Annotated in this window: 17 protein-coding genes; 10 read left to right on the top strand and 7 right to left on the bottom strand. The window is 40.3% G+C overall.

Annotation, left to right across the window (positions count from 1 at the left end; genetic code table 11):
• The first annotated feature begins 22 nt into the window (after positions 1-22).
• Positions 23-961 (top strand): App1 family protein, encoded by a 939-nt coding sequence (locus K1F36_RS10785; RefSeq protein ID WP_313790069.1) that lies wholly within the window; start codon positions 23-25, stop codon positions 959-961.
• Positions 962-986: 25 nt separating this feature from the next.
• A complete protein-coding gene (locus K1F36_RS10780; RefSeq protein ID WP_220113822.1) occupies positions 987-2,117 on the top strand; it encodes a hypothetical protein in 1,131 nt (376 codons plus the stop codon).
• Positions 2,118-2,163: 46 nt separating this feature from the next.
• On the opposite strand, the gene K1F36_RS10775 is transcribed toward K1F36_RS10780, so the two are convergent.
• The 4 genes from K1F36_RS10775 to nusB form a co-directional block, all read right to left on the bottom strand.
• Complete coding sequence (locus tag K1F36_RS10775; RefSeq protein WP_220113821.1) at positions 2,164-3,513, bottom strand: Gfo/Idh/MocA family protein; 1,350 nt, start codon at positions 3,511-3,513, stop codon at positions 2,164-2,166.
• 91 nt (positions 3,514-3,604) lie between these two features.
• On the bottom strand, positions 3,605-3,895 hold the full coding sequence (gene yajC, locus K1F36_RS10770; protein ID WP_207032464.1) for a preprotein translocase subunit YajC: 291 nt from the start codon (positions 3,893-3,895) through the stop codon (positions 3,605-3,607).
• 14 nt (positions 3,896-3,909) lie between these two features.
• On the bottom strand, positions 3,910-4,386 hold the full coding sequence (locus tag K1F36_RS10765) for a DUF1573 domain-containing protein (RefSeq protein ID WP_220113820.1): 477 nt from the start codon (positions 4,384-4,386) through the stop codon (positions 3,910-3,912).
• 38 nt (positions 4,387-4,424) lie between these two features.
• Positions 4,425-5,372 (bottom strand): transcription antitermination factor NusB, encoded by a 948-nt coding sequence (gene nusB / locus K1F36_RS10760; RefSeq protein ID WP_220113819.1) that lies wholly within the window; start codon positions 5,370-5,372, stop codon positions 4,425-4,427.
• 181 nt (positions 5,373-5,553) lie between these two features.
• Here nusB and K1F36_RS10755 point away from each other — a divergent pair, with 181 nt between their 5' ends.
• From K1F36_RS10755 to K1F36_RS10740, 4 genes are all read left to right on the top strand, one after another.
• Entirely contained in the window at positions 5,554-7,308 is a 1,755-nt protein-coding gene (locus tag K1F36_RS10755; RefSeq protein ID WP_220113818.1) for an ABC transporter ATP-binding protein, read from the top strand.
• Positions 7,309-7,383: 75 nt separating this feature from the next.
• Entirely contained in the window at positions 7,384-7,764 is a 381-nt protein-coding gene (locus tag K1F36_RS10750) for a PUR family DNA/RNA-binding protein (RefSeq protein WP_108246537.1), read from the top strand.
• Positions 7,765-7,858: 94 nt separating this feature from the next.
• Positions 7,859-8,419, top strand: a complete 561-nt coding sequence (locus tag K1F36_RS10745; RefSeq protein ID WP_220113817.1) for a thioredoxin family protein — start codon at positions 7,859-7,861, stop codon at positions 8,417-8,419.
• A gap of 6 nt (positions 8,420-8,425) precedes the next feature.
• Positions 8,426-8,968 carry a GNAT family N-acetyltransferase gene (locus K1F36_RS10740; protein ID WP_220113816.1) on the top strand — a complete coding sequence of 181 codons (543 nt, stop codon included), beginning with the start codon at positions 8,426-8,428 and terminating at the stop codon, positions 8,966-8,968.
• A gap of 1 nt (position 8,969) precedes the next feature.
• On the opposite strand, the gene K1F36_RS10735 is transcribed toward K1F36_RS10740, so the two are convergent.
• Entirely contained in the window at positions 8,970-9,512 is a 543-nt protein-coding gene (locus K1F36_RS10735; protein ID WP_220113815.1) for a YfiT family bacillithiol transferase, read from the bottom strand.
• Between the two features lie 145 nt (positions 9,513-9,657).
• Between K1F36_RS10735 and K1F36_RS10730 the strand changes: the two genes are divergently transcribed.
• Together K1F36_RS10730 and K1F36_RS10725 are read left to right on the top strand one after the other, a co-directional pair.
• On the top strand, positions 9,658-10,296 hold the full coding sequence (locus K1F36_RS10730) for a peroxiredoxin (RefSeq protein ID WP_207032478.1): 639 nt from the start codon (positions 9,658-9,660) through the stop codon (positions 10,294-10,296).
• 82 nt (positions 10,297-10,378) lie between these two features.
• Positions 10,379-10,573, top strand: coding sequence for a cold-shock protein (locus K1F36_RS10725; protein ID WP_014034358.1), 195 nt, complete (start codon positions 10,379-10,381; stop codon positions 10,571-10,573).
• A 439-nt stretch (positions 10,574-11,012) separates the two neighbouring features.
• Here the strand turns inward: K1F36_RS10725 and K1F36_RS10720 are convergent, their stop codons facing one another.
• Positions 11,013-11,945 carry a peptidylprolyl isomerase gene (locus tag K1F36_RS10720; protein WP_207032479.1) on the bottom strand — a complete coding sequence of 311 codons (933 nt, stop codon included), beginning with the start codon at positions 11,943-11,945 and terminating at the stop codon, positions 11,013-11,015.
• 188 nt (positions 11,946-12,133) lie between these two features.
• Between K1F36_RS10720 and K1F36_RS10715 the strand changes: the two genes are divergently transcribed.
• Both K1F36_RS10715 and K1F36_RS10710 read left to right on the top strand, forming a co-directional pair.
• Positions 12,134-14,053 (top strand): DUF294 nucleotidyltransferase-like domain-containing protein, encoded by a 1,920-nt coding sequence (locus K1F36_RS10715; RefSeq protein WP_220113814.1) that lies wholly within the window; start codon positions 12,134-12,136, stop codon positions 14,051-14,053.
• Positions 14,053-14,703, top strand: a complete 651-nt coding sequence (locus K1F36_RS10710; protein WP_220113813.1) for a 3'-5' exonuclease — start codon at positions 14,053-14,055, stop codon at positions 14,701-14,703. Before K1F36_RS10715 ends, K1F36_RS10710 begins: the two co-directional genes overlap by 1 nt.
• Positions 14,704-14,737: 34 nt before the next feature.
• On the opposite strand, the gene acs is transcribed toward K1F36_RS10710, so the two are convergent.
• Positions 14,738-16,645, bottom strand: a complete 1,908-nt coding sequence (gene acs, locus K1F36_RS10705) for an acetate--CoA ligase (protein WP_220113812.1) — start codon at positions 16,643-16,645, stop codon at positions 14,738-14,740.
• Between the last annotated feature and the right edge of the window lie 63 nt (positions 16,646-16,708).

Here is a 16,708-nt window from a genome sequence, read left to right as displayed (position 1 = left end):
TATAAGCATTTATCGTGGTTATATGAATAACAAGGAATTAATAATCTCGGGACATGTTTTCAAATCTTGGGCACCTAGCCAATACAGCATTGAAAGGAGAGCCATTAAACATGCCTTCTCCATACTGAAAATGTTTACGGTAAAACCACTATCCAATGAAAAGGTCACACTTCAATTTCAAGGTGAATCGGTATCGACCAAAACAATGAAAGATGGTTATTTTAATTTTAGAATCCCTTTTGACAAACCATTGACAAGCGGCTGGTATCCCTGTAGTGTGAGATGCGATTATGGTAAATTTAATATTGTGACCAATGGCGAAATCTTAAAACCACATACTGGCAGATATGGAATTATTTCCGATATTGACGATACATTTTTGATATCGCACAGTTCCAATATCTTTAAAAAACTTTATGTGATGTTGACTCAAAATATTGATAAGCGAAAAATATTCGATGATGTACCTTCACATTACCAAGCATTAAGTATGGCCGGACTAAAGGATAATAATTCCTTTAATTCATTTTTTTATGTTTCCAGTAGCGAATGGAACCTTTATTCGTTCATAGTTGCCATCGCCAATAAATACAGATTGCCCAAAGCCGTGGTCAAATTAAAGAAAATCAAAACTGGACTCGGGGATTTCTTTTTCACAGGAGGCGGAAGTCACGATCACAAATTTGAGAAAATTAAAGATATCATTTCCTTTTACCCGGAACTCGATTATGTATTGTTGGGCGATGATTCACAAAAAGACCCCTACCTTTATGAACGTATATGCAAGGTTTTCCCTAAAAACATCAAAGCAATTTATATACGCCAAACGGGCAACAAACCTAAAGAAAAGGTAAAAAGCATTTTAAAGAACGTTAGGTCCTTAAACGTTAAGTATCTTTATTTTAATAACAGTAGCGATGCCATAGCACATTCTAAGGATATTGGCATTATTGAAAAATAATACTATTTTTTGCTCAAGTTCTTAGTTGCCGACAAACACATTCTCCGATAATCATCAACAGCAGCTCAAAAAGAATATATTGGTTAATCTTAACTACAGATTTAACCTTGAAACCACATTTAACGATTCATTGACAGCCATTTATAGTCAAAATGCATTCTTTTGTTTTATGGCTAAATTTTCACTGACCCTTATTTTTATTGGCTGTCTTTTGTTTTCTGTCAAAAGTAAAGCCCAAGAAAACTACCTGAACTACCATTCCAAAGTAATTGAGTGTGAACAGCTGATTGCTGAAGGAAAATACTCTTCTGCGATTGATACATTTGATTCTCTATTTAAACAGTTTGATTTCTCGTTTTTAAGAGACATCAAAGTTGCTACTGAGCTCAGTGCATATCAAAATGATTATCAATCAGGATTACAATTCACGAGAATGGGAATCAAAGCTGGTTGGACACTGAAAAGCATCAAAAAAAATGACAATTTACAGTCATTAAAAAAATCTTCGGAATGGTCAAAGCTTTTATCCGAATATGATTCCCTCCACCAAATATACTTATCGGGACTAAATCCTCTGCTCAAGGAACAAGTCCATGAAATGTTCAAAAAGGACCAGAAAAAAGCACTTGGGGCATTGTTCAGAATTGGACAAAAAGCCAAAAGGAGGTATTCAGAAAAAAAATTTGCCCCTCATAGCGAGCAGCAGTTAGAACAACTGGAGCAAATTTTAAAAGAGTATGGTTATCCAGGTGAACGGCTTACAGGGAACAACCTATGGGGATCCGTGATTTTAAGTCACCATAATTCAATATCCGTAAATTATAATTCGAAAGATACCATCTACGCTTATTTAAGGCCAAAATTATTAAATGCACTGAAACAGGGTGAAATATCACCGTACGAATTAGCCCAAATAGAAGATTGGCGAACTGCAGCTTTAAATAATCATGCATTAACATCCTATGGATTTCTTGGAGCCATTACGGATGATACAGCTTTGGAAACGACAAACAACAATAGAAATGTTATCGGATTACGAAGTATTTCCCTTAGGAATGATTTAATCGATGTTGAAAATAAAACTGGAATGAACCTACATCTACCCAAAGGGTGGCAAAATGGAAAAATAACAGTTGCCACAGACGCTGAACGGTAAGTCGAGCTCCGTCAGTCACTGTTAATTTCAACCAAAAACCTGTCTTTTACCCCATCTTCGGGAACTTCCATCCATTATGGTATTGCTTGGATATTAGAGCATCGGCTTCCGAATGGTTGAACTTGTTGTTCTCCGCATCCCAGAACAAACGTTCCCCTGTTTTGTAAGCAATGTTACCCATGTGGCTCACCACAGCTGCATCATAACCGATTTTAATCGGTGCCTTCAAGATTGATTTATCCCTCGACTTTACCGCTTCTAAAAAGTTTTGTGTGTGCAATCCCAAACCTTGGCCAACACCCTGCTGTAAGGGTACAGCTTCTATTTTTGGTCCCAAATCTTGACTCCAATGTGGACGATCATGCTCCGGGATCACCTCCCAGCCACCACGGTCGAGCACCAAAGTTCCATTGTTCCCGATAAAAGCAATACCGTGGTTACGCCCGTAATTGCCACCATCAATCCCGGTGGCATGCTCCCAAAGCAGGGAAAAATCACCAAAATCATAAATGGTTTGTAAAGTATCAGGGGTTTCGGCCGCATCGTTGGGGTAGGCAAACTTACCTCCCATGGCCATCACAGATTTGGGCGTAGATGCTTTCATTCCGAAAAGAGCGTAATCAATCAAATGAACACCCCAATCCGTCATTAATCCTCCTGCATAGTCCCAAAACCATCTAAAATTAAAGTGAAACCTGTTTGGGTTGAAGGGTCTGTTCTCCGCAGGTCCCAACCACATATCATAATCTACGCCAGCAGGTACAGGGCCATTGGGCACCACGGGAACGGATGACATCCAACCTTGGTACGCCCATGTTTTTACCAGTCTTATCTGACCCAACTTACCGGAATGCACATAGCTGATGGCATCCACAAAATGGGGTTCGCTGCGTTGCCATTGTCCTATCTGCACCATTCTGTCGCTTGCATTTACCTTGGCAAGCATGGCATCGCTCTCTGCCACTGAATTGGCTATGGGCTTTTCACAATATACATCCTTACCGGCATCAATGGCATCGGTAAGTTGTAGGCAATGCCAGTGGTCCGGCGTTCCAATAATCGCGATATGAATATCTTTATCTTCCAACAGTTTTCGGTAATCGGAATACCATTTAGGCTTTTTGATTCCTCCCTTTTCCAGTTCGGCAGTTTTTTCGCGAAGTACATTTTCATCCACATCGCAAAGGGCTACAACTTCGACCTCGCTGTTCTGCAACATAGAACTCAAATCGGAAAAGCCCATTCCTTTACAACCAATAAGGCCAACCTGAATTTTATCATTTGGACTGATGGTTTTTCTAATCGATGCCAGCAACTCCGTTGGCAATACCATTGATGCTCCCATGGCCGCAGCTCCCAAACTGCTTTGCTTTACAAACTGTCTTCTGGTTCCCATATTTTTTCAAAATTTGGGATAAGATACAAAAAAAACGTCCCTCGAAATGTAATTCCTAAGGGACGTTCTTGATGTAATATACTGTTTTCGCTTACTTCTTTTCGTCGGGAGTATTTAATTTTTTGCTCATTTCCATGGAAATGGCAGAGCGATCAAACTTTAAACGGCCAGCCATGGTCTCAATGACACAGGAAAAATCCTTGTCGTTCAATTCCACAATCTTACCGTGCAAACCACTCTTGGTAATAATTTTGTCTCCTTTTTTTAATTCGGAAGCGAATTTTTTCTCATCCTTCTGACGTTTGATCTGCGGGCGAATCATAAAAAAGTATGCCACGGCAAAAATCAATATCAGCGGTAAAAACTGTTGTAAGTTTTCCATTTAGGTCTTTTAAATTATTTTACAGGACCAGCTGGTGTAGCTTCTGGTGCTTGTACAAATGCTTTGATTCTTACGATTTCAGAACCTTTGGCGGTGTTTGCTGTTACCGTAATGGTTTTGGTCACCTGATTTTGACCAGAACCGTTGAATTTCACCAACAACTCACCTTTTTCACCCGGTGCAATAGGCTCCTTTGGAGGGTTTGGCACTGTACAGCCACAGCTACTTTTAGCATCGGTAATGATCAATGGGGCATCACCTGTATTGGTAAATGTAAATACGGTTTCTTGAGGTGTTCCTCTTTGGATGGTACCGAAATCGTGCTCGGTTTTCTCAAAGGTCATTACAGGAACTTTTTTATCGGCCTCATCTCTGCTTACAGCGCTTTCAACATTGTCAGCAACTATCTTTTGCGATGCTTTGTCCTTGCATGATACACTGGTTAGGGTAACCACTGCGATCAAACTCAAAATTGTTGTTATTCTTTTCATGATTAAAATTTGTTTTCCCAAAATTAAGGAATTATTGTTTATTGTAGACCCCTACCTATTTTTTGCAGCCTTCCATCCGATTTGTACTCTTTTGCCAACTTATCCAACACCCCATTTATAAATATACTACTCTTGGGTGTAGAATACTCTTTGGCAATCTCCAAATACTCGTTCAGGGTCACTTTTTCTGGAATGGAGGGAAAGTTAAGTAACTCGCATATTGCCATTTTAAGGATAATGGAGTCAATCTCAGCAATACGGTCGTTGTCCCAATTCGGAGTTTTTCCTTCAATTTCTTTCTCCCATTTACCATCGTTAAGAAGTGTCTTGGTCAAAAGGTCATTGGCAAAATCCAAATCCTGTTGATCCTTGAGCAATGCAGGTAAAAAGAAACGGTCTCCAGAATCTGGCTTGGCCTTTTTAAGACGTTTGACCAAAAAAGTATTTACAATGGGGAAATCATCTACCCAAGTAAGCTTATCGTCCTCAAAGTAATCGTAGATTTTTTCGTTGGGAGCTATAATCTCTTTGAACAATTGTAGCACCACATCACGGTCATCAGTATGATCATCGGCTCCGTTCAGCATATATTGCTTATAAATATCACTGGCCATGATTTCCCTGTAGATGATCTTTACATATTCATCGTTCAGGTACCAATTGTCCAGTTTGCGCTTGGAGAGTTCATTCTTCAATGCCTCGTTGTTGACCAGTTGCAAAAGCAATCGGTTTTTTACAAATTTTTCTGGATTGGGATATTTATCCTCTTCGGTGGCCACGTATTTTTTGGAAGCGTGGCTTACATGTTTCTCGGCCAAACGGTGCAGTTCTGCCAAAAGGCTTAAAATCAAAAGATATAGAACATACATATTTTCTATACTCACTCTTAGGAACTTTTCCTGCTTTTGAAGCGAATCGTCCTTGGATTGCACCAATGCATAGATACATTGCATCACTTTTACCCTAATGTGCCTTCTGGTTAACATGTTTAAAGAACTTTTAAAGTCATTATTTGGCTTTCACACCGCAAAAGTAATCTTATATTTGATTCTTACCTACCAAAGTTACTTTCTTATCAGTTTTATAACATTTACTTTGTGAGGTATGGTATATATTTGCGGGATTGTCTGCTTACATCGAAGCTAAAAAACCACCTTTCTCCCTCTTATGAAAGAACTGAAGCACTTAAATAAATATTTTAAGAAATATTGGCTTAAACTGCTATTGGGTATATTGATTACCATAATTGCACGGATTTTTTCCCTTGTAATGCCTTCTTACGTGAACAAATCCATCCAGGCCGTGGAGGATTTTATGTCGGATGTGATTACGTTGTCCGATGCCAAAGGATTACTGCTCCAGTACATTTTGATTATTGTCGGCGCAGCTTTTTTATCAGGATTGTTCACTTTTCTGATGCGCCAGACCATTATAAATGTATCTCGATATATTGAATATGACCTCAAAAACGAGGTGTTCGACCATTACCAGCTCCTCAGTCTTAATTTTTACAAGAAAAACCGAATCGGGGATTTAATGAACCGAATCAGCGAGGACATCAACCAGGTGCGATTGTACGGTGGGCCTGCCATTATGTACGGTATACAGACCTTGACCCTTTTTGTCTGCTTGATTCCCCTAATGTTCATAAAAGCTCCCACTCTTGCAGCCTATACCCTGCTCCCGTTACCCATCTTATCGGTTTTGATATATCAAATCAGCAAGATAATCCACAAAAGGAGCACCAAAGTGCAGGAATTTCTATCCACCCTTTCCACGTTTACCCAAGAATCCTTTTCAGGAATTTCTGTAATCAAAGCATACAGTATTGAGCCTCGTATCAATAATGAACTACGCGATTTGGCCCAAGAGGGAAAAGATACCAGTATGGCCTTGGCCAAAGTAAATGCATGGTTCTTTCCTTTGATGATATTATTGATCGGGGTGAGCAACCTGTTCGTTATATATATTGGAGGACGCCAATACATCAATGGGGAAATTGAAACCATTGGAATTATTGCAGAATTTATATTATATGTCAATATGCTTACATGGCCCGTTGCCATTGTAGGATGGCTAACATCCATTGTACAACGCGCAGAAGCTTCACAAAAAAGAATCAACGAATTTTTGAAAGAGGAACCCTCCATCCAAAATATGGTAAAGGAGCCTACCCCGATCAAAGGCGATATCGAATTCAAGAATGTGACTTTCACTTACGAGGACACCAACATCACTGCCCTCAAAAATGTTTCGTTCTCGGTAAAAGCAGGCCAGACCGTAGCCATTTTAGGAAAAACAGGTTCCGGAAAATCTACCATATTGGATTTGGTGGCACGTTTGTACGACACCTCTTCAGGCGAAGTATTGATTGATGGAATACCCGTTCAAAATCTAAATTTGGACAGTTTACGAAGTTCTATCGGTGCCGTACCGCAAGATGCTTTTCTATTCTCGGACACTATTGAGAACAATATCCGTTTTGGTAATGAGAACGCCACCCATGATGAAATTGTAGCGGTCGCAAAAAAAGCGGTCGTCCATAAAAACATTGAAGGGTTTGCCAAAAAATACAATACTATTTTGGGCGAACGCGGCATTACGTTGAGTGGAGGACAAAAACAGCGTGTTTCCATTGCCCGGGCATTGCTCAAAGACCCAAAAATCTATTTGTTCGATGATTCCCTTTCTGCAGTGGATACCGAAACGGAGGAAGAGATTCTCAATAATTTGAAAAAAGTTTCAAAAAGCAAGACCACATTGATTGTGAGCCATAGGGTATCATCTGCCAAAAACGCGGATAAGATTATCGTATTGGACAATGGAAGCATCATACAAGAAGGCACACATGAAGAACTGAACAATACTGATGGGTATTATAAAGACCTTTACATTAATCAGCTTTCGGGCAAAGAATCATAAAAAAGTTGCTGAATTAGCTTTTTTTTTACATTTTTGGTAACGTAATTCAACATAGTACTAAATACACTATACCATATGGGCCAGAAAGATACAATGGATCAGGAAGAGATTTATTCGAAAGTCTTAAGAGCAGGAAGAAGAACCTACTTTTTCGACGTCAGAAGCACCAAGGCCGGAGACTATTACCTTACCATAACAGAGAGTAAAAAGTTTACTCACGATGATGGTTCTTTCCATTACAAAAAGCATAAAATTTATTTGTACAAAGAGGATTTTAGCGCTTTCCGTGAGATTATGGAAGAGATGATGGACTACATCATTGATGAAAAAGGAAGCGAGGTCATCTCCGAACGCCACCAAAAAGATTTTAAAAAGGAGGATGAAGAAGAAACTTTCAGTGAAAATGGAACTGCCACCGGTAGCAATTTTACCGATGTGAGTTTTGACGATATCTAAAAAACAATTCCTTCAATAATTTAAAACGACCTGTATTTTGCAGGTCGTTTTTTTATTTTTACCATAGCGTTACCACAACAAAAAACTAAGAACCATGGCTAGGACACCCAGCAACATGCTTCCCTTGGGCACCAAGGCACCTGATTTTAAACTTTTCGATACCATTTCCGGCACATCCATATCGTTGAACAGTGCAAAAGGTGAAAAGGGTACGGTAGTAATGTTCATATGCAACCACTGCCCTTTTGTACTTCACGTAAACCCAATGATTGTTGAATTGGCCAAGAAGTATCAAGAAAAAGGTATTGCGTTTGTCGCTATATCGAGTAACGATGTGGAAAACTACCCCCAGGACTCCCCAGATCTTATGAAACAAAAAGCAAAAGAAGAGGGGTATACGTTTCCGTATCTGTATGATGAAACCCAAGAGGTCGCCAAAGCCTACGATGCAGCTTGTACACCGGATATTTATCTTTTTGATCCTCAACTAACCTTGGTTTATAGGGGGCAACTTGATGGCTCCAGACCTGGAAACGATGTTCCCCTAACAGGATCCGATCTTAAAAAAGCAATGGACGCTATTCTGGAAGGAAAAGAGGTTGAGCAAGACCAAAAACCGAGTTTGGGATGTAATATCAAATGGAAAAACACCTAACTATAAATGAACTGTGATGTTTTGGACAATACCGTAACATTAGTTCCTGTCAACCACGACAACCATACAACCTACTTGACCATTGGCATTAAATCCTATCGCGAGAATTACCTCCATTTATGGGAAAATGAAGACCCAACACCATACATTTCAAATGGTTTTACGTCTGATGTTGTAGAACGTGAACTACAAGACCCCAATGTTTTGAATTTTCTGGTCAACTTGGGAGAAGAAACGGTTGGCGTCCTTAAATTGCTAAAAGACTGTGGCATTGATGAAATATCGGATACCGAGGCATTAAAAGCCGAAAAAATCTATCTTTTGAAAGAGCATTCAGGCAAAGGCATTGGCAAACAATTGATTCAGTTTATTGAAGAAACGGCCAGGGCACTGAACAAAAAAGTCATTTGGCTGGATGCCATGCAAAAAGGCAAACCGGTACAGTTTTATCAAAAAAATGGCTTTATCATCAAAAGGGAGAGCGAAGTAACACTTCCCCATGTAAAACCAGAAGAGAAGCCCATGTATATTTTGACCAAAGAACTTTAGCCTACCACCCTTTGCGTTCAACCAAATTTAAGATATGCGAGTAATGGTGATTACCGTGCCATGCATAACGCCCAATGTTCTCCTTTAAATTGGTTTTTTGGTTTCCATCTGGATGGATAAAACTCCGTTGCAAATCCTCTTCTGAAAGCCCCTTCAACAAATACACCAACTTGGCATGTATGGCACTCAAATGGTACAACGACATGAGTATTGGAGCGGTTCTTGTATCGAACAGCTCCGCCCAAGCCTTTTCATTGTAGGCCTTTATGGTCGGAGTATCCTCTGTCAAAGCCCACTTAAAACGTATATAGCTGTTATGGTGACTATCAGAAATATGATGGACCAACTGCCGTACCGTCCAACCTCCGGGACGATAAGGAGTTTCGAGTTGTTGCTCCGAAAGCGGGGCAACCAAATCGCTCAATCTTTGAGGGAGTGTTTCCAAATCAGTGATCCATTTTTCGAGATTATCACTTGTAATAGCATCAGGAATCTCAAATTTTCCTATCGGATAGCGCAGTTGTTCCAAGGTTTCATTTTCCATAAACTAAAAATAATAACTTTTTGGCAATAACACACTTCATCAAAAAGCCGTATTTTAATACACTTTTAACTGATTTACAACTAGACAACCAAATAATCTAGTAATTTTGTAGAGTACTAATTTATAAACCTAAAAATTAAAATATATGGCAACTTTAAGATTGGGAGATACCGCTCCGGATTTTACTGCGGTAACTTCAGAAGGAACATTGAATTTTTATGAATATCTTGGGGATAGCTGGGGAATTTTGTTCTCCCACCCTGCTGATTTCACGCCCGTTTGCACAACTGAACTGGGTACCGCGGCCAAATTCAAGGATGAGTTTGACAAAAGAAATGTAAAAATGATGGCTTTGAGTGTCGATGGTGCCGCTTCACACTTGGAATGGATAAAGGACATCAATGAAACCCAAAACACTGAGGTGAATTTTCCGATAGTTGCAGACGTAGAGCGAAAGGTGTCCGATCTTTATGATATGATCCACCCTAACGCGGACAATACGTTGACCGTTCGTTCAGTATTCATTATCGATCCAGATAAAAAAATCAAACTTACGCTCACCTATCCCGCCTCTACCGGACGTAATTTTTACGAATTGCTCAGAGTTGTGGATTCATTGCAGTTAACAGCAAACCATAAAGTAGCTACTCCAGCCAACTGGAAAAACGGTGAAAAAGTGGTAGTTAGCCCTGCCATACCTACAGAAGAAGCGAAAAATATTTTTACAAAAGGGGTGGAAGAAGTAAAACCATACCTACGTTTGACGCCTGATCCAACAGCTTAATTTTTTTTATTTGAAGAAAAAAACTGATTGCCAATAAATTAAACGTACCTTTGGAGCCAATTTAATTTTTTCAATTTATATTATGAGTAAAGGAACAGTAAAATTCTTCAATGATTCTAAAGGTTACGGATTTATCACTGAAGATGGTTCAAACACAGATCACTTCGTACACATTTCAGGTTTAATCGATGAAATCAGAGAAGGTGACGTTGTAGAATTCGAACTACAACAAGGTAAAAAAGGATTGAACGCCGTTAACGTACAAGTTGCGGATTAGGTTATAATAAACTTTTTTTCTAGACAAGCCTGGGCTTTTGCCCAGGCTTTTTTTTGCTTTTTTTCAAATTCTACGCAACCATTCCAAAGTTTCCTATCTAAGGAATAAACAAACACTGTTCCCCATAACCATATAAACCTAACAATAAATGAATACCTTTTTCGGAGTACTTTCGTTTTTATTGATTGTCAATGCCCTGCTATTGGTATGGAGTGTCAATGGTTCAAAAAAGTAACAAAAAAGTCGATTAGGGCAATAGGTAGGGTTTTTTACCGTTGAACTGTTACCTAATAAACACGTTACAACCATGACAACTTTTTTAAGCATTCTTGTTGCACTACTCGCACTTAACGCCTGTTTATTGTTTTTGAGCGTAAACCGGGCCAAATAAAAAAAGCCTCCATTACTGAAGGCTTTCTATGTTTTGATGTGAAATTTCTTATTTCACGTTCATCAATTCTACATCAAAAATCAATGTTGCGTTGGGTGGAATAACTCCGCCTGCTCCGGTACTTCCATAGGCTAAGTGCGATGGTATCACAAAACGGGCCTTGTCACCAACTTTTAGCAAACTGATACCTTCATCCCAACCGGGAATTACTTGTCCAATGCCCAATGAAAAATCTATGGGTTGCTTTCTTTTATAGGATGAATCGAATACTTGACCATTCGTCAAAGCACCTTCATAATGCACGGATACGGTTTTACCTTTTTCTGCTTTGGCACCGCTACCTTTTTGAATAATCTTATAACGAAGCCCACTATCGGTCTTATCAAAACCGGCGGCCAACTTTTCCATTTCAGCCTCAGCGGCAGCCTTTTGCTCTGCGATACGCTTTTCCCTTGCACCTTCAAATGTACGGAAAGCCTCAATAGCGTTCCATTTTTGGGCCTCTTCACCTACCCTTACAATTTCCAAGGTTTCAATCGAATCTCCTTGAGAAATGGCATCCACAACATCCTGACCTTCTTCAACACGACCGAACACAGTATGCTTATTGTCCAACCATGGGGTGGCTACATGAGTGATAAAAAATTGGCTCCCATTGGTACCGGGCCCTGCGTTGGCCATGGATAGTACTCCAGGTCCATCATGCACCAAATCTGGATGGAATTCATCATCAAACTTGTATCCTGGGTCTCCGGTTCCAGTTCCGGAAGGACATCCGCCCTGAACCATAAAATCGGCAATTACCCTGTGGAACTTTAGTCCATCATAATACGGTTTTCCTTGTGGCTTAGCACTGTTCTCCATATTCCCTTCTGCCAGTGCAACAAAGTTGCCAACCGTTCCAGGTGTTTTATCATGCGTAAGCTTCACCAATATTTCACCTTTGGAAGTATTGAACTTTGCGTAGATTCCGTCTTGCATTGTATATGATTAATAGATTATTAGAAAATTGGATTCTTGTTTTTCCGATGGGCAAAGATAGGTGTTTATGGGCAAGGTAAAAAGTTGGTGATTACTTTGAGGAATACAGTATACATGAGACAATTATCCATCAAAAGGTTATGGAGCAATAATTTCTTGAAAATGAAACCAAGGCTTAAATTAGTAGTATGAAAAACACCATATCCGAGCGTATTGCCGATTTTCTAAAAAGCTACCCCCCCTTCAATGCCATGGAATCCAAACAGCTGGAGCAGTTGTCCATTGAGGTCACCATAATCCACAAAGAGACCAACACGGTGGTTTTCTCCCAAGGTGAAAGTCCGCACGACAATTTTTATGTGGTGAACAAAGGTGCCGTGGCACTTTCCAAATCAGGTTCAAGCCAGATATTGGATATTTGTGATGAAGGTGATGTGTTCGGATTGCGCCCCTTGCTGGCCAATGAAAGTTATAAATTGGAAGCGAAGGCCTATGAAGAAACCATCCTCTACGCCATTCCCATCAAAGATTTCAAGCCACTGGCTCTCGAAAACAAACGTATCGGGAATTTTTTGATAGAAAGCTTTGCTTCCAATACGGGAAACCCCTATTCCATTAAACATCGTGGCAAGCTCTATGGGGACAACATCGATTCCAATCAATATTCCAGCGACAAAATGCTGGATTTGCAGCCCATTAAATATTCAACCAAGCTCATCACTTGCAAGGAGGGCACACAAGTAAAGACCATTGCCAACAAAATGACCAAGCACAATGTAGGTTGTATGTTGGTGGTTCGGGAAGACCTTCCCGTGGGTATCATAACGGACAAGGATATCCGGAAAAAAGTGGCAACAGGATTATATCCCATTACTGCATCCGCCCAATCTATAATGTCATCTCCCATTATCACCTACCCCAAAGGACTTACTTTGGCGCAATCGCAAATGGCCATGATGAAGAGCGATATCAGTCATTTAGTGCTCACAGAGGATGGGACTACGGACTCAAAAGTGGCAGGAATCTTATCCAAACATGATATAATGGTAGCTGTCGGGAACAACCCCGCAGTACTTTTACGCGCCATAAAAAGGGCTTCCAAAGCAAAAAGACTACGCAGCATTCGACATGGAATCATGAATCTGCTTCAAGGTTATTTGGAACAGAACATTCCGTTGGGACTAGTTTCCAAAATTATTTCCGAACTCAATGATGCCTCCACGAAGCAGGTGGTAAAAATCGCATTGTCGAAAATGGAAAAAGAACCCCCTGTAAAATTTACTTGGTTGAGCATGGGCAGCCAAGGTCGTGGCGAACAATTATTGAACACTGACCAAGACAACGCCATTATTTTTGAAGATGTACCAAAGGAGAATTTAGAAGTTACCCGGTCCTATTTCTTAAAATTGGGCGAACGGATTTCCAAAATGCTAAATACCATTGGTTTTGAATATTGTCCAGCGGATATGATGGCTTCCAACCTTTCGTGGTGCCATAGCCTTAGTGAATGGAAGGATGTAACAAGACATTGGATACATAACCCTGGGCCAGATGAAATACTTTTATCATCCATATTTTTTGATTACAATGTTACTTTTGGTGACAAGGCATTGGCCGATGAACTCTCACAAAGTATTTTTGACAGTGTACAGGGATATCCCCTATTTTTTACCCATTTGGCAAGCGGTGCACTGCAAAACCCTTCTCCTTCTGGTTTTTTTAGGGATTTTCTTGTAGAGCAAGATGGTGAGCACAAGGATTTTTTCGATTTAAAACTTCGTGCCCTAATGCCCATTATAGATGCTGCACGGGTATTGATTTTATCCCACTCCATCAAATCTATCAACAATACAGCCGAACGTTATGAAAAACTCGCAGAATTGGAGCCCAATAATAAAGAGCTTTATCTCGCTTGCTCCTATGCCAGTAAAGCATTGTTGAAATTTAGAACGAGACAGGGGCTGTTGCATAACGATTCGGGCCGATATATTGCTTTGGATAAATTGAACAAAGAAGAAAAAATCAAACTGAAGAGAACCTTCAAGACTGTCAAGGAAATTCAATCCTTGATAGAGGTGAGGTTCCAAGTAAAAAACCTTTTACGCTAATGTGGCCGTTCTCCAAAAAGAAACCGCTGGAACTGCCCGATTTCTGGCGGGCCTATGAGGAGCATTTCAAAGAAAAGCTTCCAGAGGATATCCATGAAAATATTTTTGTAGTGTTGGATACGGAGACCACCGGTTTTAGTTTCACAAAGGACCGAATGCTCTGTATAGGTGCCCTAAAGCTTAAGGACAACAATATTGTGGTCAAGGACACTTTTGAAGTTTATATCCAACAGGAACACTATGATTCCGAAAGTGCTGAAATCCATGGAATCCTTAAGAAAAGTAAGAAGAACACTATTTCCGAACTTGAAGCCCTGAAGCAATTTTTGGTATATGTCAAAAGTTATATACTGGTGGGACACCATGTGATGTTCGATGTCAATATGATCAATGCCGCGCTCAAAAGGAACGGATTGCCCAAACTCAAAAACAAGACATTGGACACTGAATCCCTATACATTAGAACCCTTTTGATTTCTTCTGTGGTCCAAAAAAAGGAAAGATACTCCTTGGACGACCTTGCCAAAAAATTCAGTATCTCCAGAAAAGATAGACATACAGCTTTAGGCGACGCCTTTATTACAGCTATAGCTTTTTTGAGAACCATTGAAAAACTAAAACCTCAAAAAATAAAGGACCTCCTAAGATAAAGAGGTCCTTCTTCATTTTATTGAACAAGCCTTTTTAAAGACTCTCCTTCATTATCGATTCCACTACTTCCGGATTCAATAAAGTTGAAGTGTCCCCCAAGTTGCCTGTATCCTTGGAAGCTATCTTTCTAAGGATTCTCCTCATGATCTTACCGCTTCGTGTTTTTGGCAATCCTTCCACAAACTGGATTTTATCCAGCTTGGCAATGGGTCCAATATGTTCGGTAATCAATTGATTGATTTCCTTTTTGAGGTTATCACGATTACGATCTTCCCCTGTTTCCTTCAGAATAATATAACCGTACAATGCATTTCCTTTGATATCGTGTGGGAAACCAACAATGGCGGATTCGGCCACGGCTGGATGCTCGTTTATGGCATCTTCGATGGGTGCCGTTCCTAAATTATGACCGGACACGATGATAACATCATCAACCCTACCGGTGATTCGATAGTAGCCCACCTCATCCCTGAGTGCTCCATCACCGGTAAAATATTTCCCTTCAAAAGCAGAAAAATAGGTGTCCTTATATCGCTGGTGATTACCCCAGATGGTTCTTGCAATGGATGGCCATGGATACTTGATGCAAAGCCTTCCATCAACTTGGTTTCCTTTGATTTCCTTACCATTTTCATCCATCAGTGCCGGTTGAATACCTGGCATGGGCAAAGTAGCATACGTCGGCTTCGTTGGTGTGGAGAAAGGTATTGGTGAAATAAGGATACCTCCGGTCTCTGTTTGCCACCAAGTATCCACAATGGGGCATTTTTTATCACCTACGTGATCATTGTACCAATGCCATGCTTCTTCATTGATCGGCTCTCCCACAGTACCCAGAACTTTAAGGCTGGAAAGATCGTGATTGGTCACAAAATCCAGATTCTCTTTGGCCAATGCCCGTATTGCCGTAGGTGCCGTGTAGAACTGCGTTACTTTGTGTTTTTGTACCACATCCCAAAAGCGTCCAAAGTCCGGGTAAGACGGAACACCTTCAAACATTACCGTTGTGGCCCCGTTGGCCAATGGCCCATATACAATATAAGAGTGTCCAGTAATCCACCCTATATCAGCAGTACACCAATACACATCCTCTTCGCGATATTGGAATACATTTTTAAAGGTGTAGGCAGTATAAACCATATAACCTCCCGTGGTGTGAACCATTCCTTTGGGCCTACCTGTAGAGCCAGAGGTATAAAGAATAAACAATGGGTCTTCAGCATCCATTATTTCCGGATCGCAATCAGAATATGCTTTATCCAATAGGGGTTGAACCCAAACATCCCTACCGCCTTTCATGTTTACTTCCCCTCCGGTTCGTTTAGAAACCAACACAGTTTTCACATCAGGGCAACTTTCCAAAGCTTCATCCACGATTGCTTTTAGATCAATAACCTTTTTTCCTCGGTAAGAACCATCTGAAGTAAGTACCATTTTAGCGCCACAATCGTTGATTCTTGTTGCTAATGCGGTTGATGAAAACCCTGCAAAAACTACAGAATGAATGGCCCCAATACGAGCACAGGCCAAAAGAGAGATAGCCAAATCAGGAATCATTGGTAAATAAATAACTACCCTATCCCCCTTTTCAACACCTTGCTCCTTCAACACATTCGCATATTTGCAAACACGCTCGTGAAGTTGGCTGTAAGTTATATGTTCTGCTTCCTCGTTAGGGTCGTTCGGTTCAAAAAGAATAGCCGTTTTATCTCCCCTTATCCGGAGGTGGCGGTCGATACAGTTCTCGGTAATGTTCAATTTGGCCCCTTTGAACCAGCTAACCTCTGGTTTTGTAAAGTCCCATTCTAAAACTGAATCCCATTTTTTTCGCCAATGAAAGTGTTCTTCTGCTACTTCTTCCCAAAATCCTTCAGGGTTCCTTACGGATTTTCGATACACCTGAAAATACTCCTCCAAGTGTTTAATGTGGTAGTTACTCATTATGTTCAATTAAATTTTAAGCTGCTTTAAAAATAAGGAAAAACGGAGTGATTTCACAGCTAT

This window comes from Flagellimonas abyssi, assembly GCF_019457905.1.
GTDB lineage: Bacteria > Bacteroidota > Bacteroidia > Flavobacteriales > Flavobacteriaceae > Flagellimonas > Flagellimonas abyssi.
This window is presented reverse-complemented; position numbering and strand designations above follow the sequence as displayed.

Coding starts and splice junctions, on each gene's coding strand:
- K1F36_RS10785 (WP_313790069.1), top strand. CDS start 23: ATGAATAACAAGGAATTAATAATCTCGGGACATGTTTTCAAATCTTGG.
- K1F36_RS10775 (WP_220113821.1), bottom strand. CDS start 3,513: ATGGGAACCAGAAGACAGTTTGTAAAGCAAAGCAGTTTGGGAGCTGCG.
- yajC (WP_207032464.1), bottom strand. CDS start 3,895: ATGGAAAACTTACAACAGTTTTTACCGCTGATATTGATTTTTGCCGTG.
- K1F36_RS10765 (WP_220113820.1), bottom strand. CDS start 4,386: ATGAAAAGAATAACAACAATTTTGAGTTTGATCGCAGTGGTTACCCTA.
- nusB (WP_220113819.1), bottom strand. CDS start 5,372: ATGTTAACCAGAAGGCACATTAGGGTAAAAGTGATGCAATGTATCTAT.
- K1F36_RS10755 (WP_220113818.1), top strand. CDS start 5,554: ATGAAAGAACTGAAGCACTTAAATAAATATTTTAAGAAATATTGGCTT.
- K1F36_RS10750 (WP_108246537.1), top strand. CDS start 7,384: ATGGGCCAGAAAGATACAATGGATCAGGAAGAGATTTATTCGAAAGTC.
- K1F36_RS10745 (WP_220113817.1), top strand. CDS start 7,859: ATGGCTAGGACACCCAGCAACATGCTTCCCTTGGGCACCAAGGCACCT.
- K1F36_RS10740 (WP_220113816.1), top strand. CDS start 8,426: ATGAACTGTGATGTTTTGGACAATACCGTAACATTAGTTCCTGTCAAC.
- K1F36_RS10735 (WP_220113815.1), bottom strand. CDS start 9,512: ATGGAAAATGAAACCTTGGAACAACTGCGCTATCCGATAGGAAAATTT.
- K1F36_RS10730 (WP_207032478.1), top strand. CDS start 9,658: ATGGCAACTTTAAGATTGGGAGATACCGCTCCGGATTTTACTGCGGTA.
- K1F36_RS10725 (WP_014034358.1), top strand. CDS start 10,379: ATGAGTAAAGGAACAGTAAAATTCTTCAATGATTCTAAAGGTTACGGA.
- K1F36_RS10720 (WP_207032479.1), bottom strand. CDS start 11,945: ATGCAAGACGGAATCTACGCAAAGTTCAATACTTCCAAAGGTGAAATA.
- K1F36_RS10715 (WP_220113814.1), top strand. CDS start 12,134: ATGAAAAACACCATATCCGAGCGTATTGCCGATTTTCTAAAAAGCTAC.
- K1F36_RS10710 (WP_220113813.1), top strand. CDS start 14,053: ATGTGGCCGTTCTCCAAAAAGAAACCGCTGGAACTGCCCGATTTCTGG.
- acs (WP_220113812.1), bottom strand. CDS start 16,645: ATGAGTAACTACCACATTAAACACTTGGAGGAGTATTTTCAGGTGTAT.